Annotated in this window: 1 protein-coding gene and 1 pseudogene; one reads left to right on the forward strand and one right to left on the reverse strand. The window is 60.0% G+C overall.

The genetic code is table 11. The annotated features are described in order from the left end of the window. The first annotated feature begins 1,101 nt into the window (after positions 1-1,101). Positions 1,102-2,430, forward strand: coding sequence for an MATE family efflux transporter (locus tag ACZYOF_RS43220; protein ID WP_463719531.1), 1,329 nt, complete (start codon positions 1,102-1,104; stop codon positions 2,428-2,430). On the opposite strand, the pseudogene ACZYOF_RS43225 reads toward ACZYOF_RS43220, so the two are convergent. Continuing rightward, positions 2,411-2,752, reverse strand: a pseudogene (locus tag ACZYOF_RS43225) (DUF7146 domain-containing protein); the annotation flags it as partial. The gene ACZYOF_RS43220 and the pseudogene ACZYOF_RS43225 overlap by 20 nt on opposite strands. Positions 2,753-2,984: the final 232 nt, after the last annotated feature.

Raw genomic sequence — 2,984 nt, forward strand, 5'->3', positions numbered from 1 at the left:
GACGGCTGGCAGACCCTCGCCAGCAAGCCCATTGCTCAGCCGGTTGATCTTGCCGCCTGAGCAGATATCATCCGTTCACCGGAGACTCGCGACGGACAAATTCCAACCAAGTTCGCGACGGCACCCTGATGTCCCCAATGGCGAACTCACAACAAAAGCGCTCGGCACGCTCTGCTCTTTACGCAGCCGCATGCGCTCTTCGGCGCTCGCCATTGATGCCGCGGTACCTTTGCCCTGCTCAGAGACCCCGGCCGAACTGGCCTAGCCATGTGCTGCCCCCCAACCCAACACTGCGAAGGCGTCAGCACGATCATGATTTCGTGGCGAGCCACAGGGCTTCGGTACCCTCGCCCGGCAATCTAACGGCATTGGAAGCACCGGCCGCGCGCCCGATTGTCTTGATTGTCTTCTGGGACCCGGGAGTTTGGACATATGCACGCGACGAGTTCTCGAAGGGCTTGAATCGCACGTAGCGTCAAATTGTACGATCTCGAAGTAGGCGGCCAACATCCTCTGGCCACGCAAGAGCTTTCTAACGAGTAGAAGAGATTGCGAATGTCTCAACTCCTGCCCATCGTCAGCGGCGGTTTGGCGCTGATCAACGCTTTTCATTCGCAATCATGGGTGCTTGGGGGGACGAAGTGGATTTCATACCAGCCTGGGCTAAAGACCTGCGCGGTTAAGAGCCGCGTGTTGTCGATCGCTTAAGTACTCGTCCATTGGAAACCGTTGCGATTCGTGCTCGATCTTTAAACTCAAAAGGTCCGCTTCAACCAACTACGGATCCGGACGGGGGTATGCCGAGCTTGGCTTGAAAGCAGCCCATTGGGGAACAGGAACTCGCGTGCGCCTCGCCGTGACCTTCCAGAACTGGATGGAGGTCTGCTCAAGTGCGGCCATCGACAATCGAGGCGGGGAGAGAAGCCTCGCTGTGAAGCAACAGAGCGGTTTGCTTCAGGAACCTAATCCGCTCTGCGCGAGCTTCATGGGAAGATAATGGAAACAAGACCGGTATCACGTTCGCGGTACGGGCTGCCGAGGCGGGCTGTTGGCCATCACCTTGTGATCGAGCTCAGTCAGACCGCGAGACTGGCGTTGCCAATGGCACTAACGCAGCTTGGGCAGATCGCGATGATGACGACCGATCTTGTTTTCATCGGGCGCATAGGCGCCGAGGCGGTTGCTGCCGCAGCGTTAGCAGGCACGGCCTTATCGATCAGCCTTACCTTCGGCGCGGGCCTGATGTCGGCGGTGGCGCCGCTTGTGGCGCAGGCTCTTGGCGCCGGCAATCTGGCCCTGGTGCGGCGCTCGCTGCGCGCGGGCCTGTGGGCCGGGCTCCTGCTGTGGGTACCAATCATGGCCCTTCCGCTGCGCGCCGAAGCAATAATGCTTGCGCTCGGCCACGCTCCGGGGACGGCTCGGCTTGCTCAGCAATATCTGCTCGGGCTCGCTTGGGGCGCGTTGCCAGCACTGTTGTTCTCGGCCATCCGCAGCTTCATGGCTGCGGTCAACCGGCCCGAGCCCGTCTTATGGATCACGCTCGCGGCCATCCCCATCAATGCGCTACTCGCTTATGTGTTGATCTGGGGCAAGTTTGGCTTGCCGCGGCTGGAAATGTTCGGAGCGGGTCTTGCGACGACGCTGGTGAACTGCGTGACGCTCCTGGCGGGTTTGTGGTTTACGACCCGACAGCCGCCATTCAGCGACTACCGAGTGCTGGCCCAACTCTGGCGCTTCGATTGGGCTTCAATGCGCCAGTTGATCGTGATCGGCACGCCGATCTCTATCGCCATTCTGATGGAGTCCGGACTTTTCTCTGCCGCGGCACTTCTGATCGGCACGATCAGCGCCAATGCTGTTGCCGCCCACCAGATCGCGTTCGACGTCTCCGCCACCATGTTCATGATCCCTTTCGGCATCGGTATGGCGGCGAGCGTGCGGGTTGGGTACGCAGTAGGCCGCAAGGATGCCCCTGGAGTCAAGCGGGCAGGTCTCGTCGCGGTGTTGCTCGGGGTTGCAATCGCTGCAATTTTGACAGTTGCCGTAACCGCCGCGCGTTTTGAGATCGCCGAGTTGTTTCTAGGCGAATCGGACGGCAATGCTGACGCGACGATCGAACTCGCTGCAAAGCTCCTTTTGGTCGGCGCGAGTTTCTTTATCACTGATGCCGTGCAGATCATTGTGGCGGGTAGCCTGCGCGGACTTAAGGACACGCGCGTGCCGCTTCTGTTCGCCGGCATCGCTTATTGGCTAATCGGTCTTTCCCTTGGCTACGTGCTTGGTTTGAAGATCGGCCTTGGCGCAATTGGTATCTGGATCGGCTTATCAATCGGGACGGCCGTCTACGCGGCGCTTCTGGCGCTGCGTTTGCAACTGCTGGCGACCAGACTCGTTTTCGCAGCCGATACTTGCCCTCGTCAGCCGCCATGACCTCGCCCGCCACGCAGAAGCGCGCTGTGACCGAGGAGATTCTGCATCGCGCGCCCCGGCGTTTCAATCGGCGCCTTGCTAAGCGTCGCCTCCCTGAAGCCGCCTGGATCGAGTCACGTGCGATGCGCCCAGGCGGATGGCCCGCCCGAGAGGTCAATGACAGCGGCGATCATCGCAGGCGGAGTCTCGGTCGGGCTGTGCTAGTCGTGTCGGTAGTAACAGCGCGGGTGAAAGCGCAGACTCCAATTCCGCGTAAAGCCGAAATGCCGCGATTACGAAGATACGTTTCTACGAGTGTGCATTCGATCGGCTGCATCATGGCTCAGAAGCGGCGCACTCAAAATGCGTTACCCAAGAGGTTGGGTCACGTCTCTCCACGAGCACCACCTCATTAAACCCAGATTCTAGTGTTCTGTCCCGGAAATTCGTGGTGCCGTCGCGAACTTGGTTGGAATTTGTCCGTCGCGAGTCTCCGGTGAACGGATGATATCTGCTCAGGCGGCAAGATCAACCGGCTGAGCAATGGGCTTGCTGGCGAGGGTCTGCCAGCCGTC

This window comes from Bradyrhizobium sp. LeoA1Lang, from assembly GCF_055413685.1.

Excerpts from the sequence above, each read along its gene's own strand:
- ACZYOF_RS43220 (WP_463719531.1), top strand. The coding sequence starts at position 1,102 with ATGGCACTAACGCAGCTTGGGCAGATCGCGATGATGACGACCGATCTT.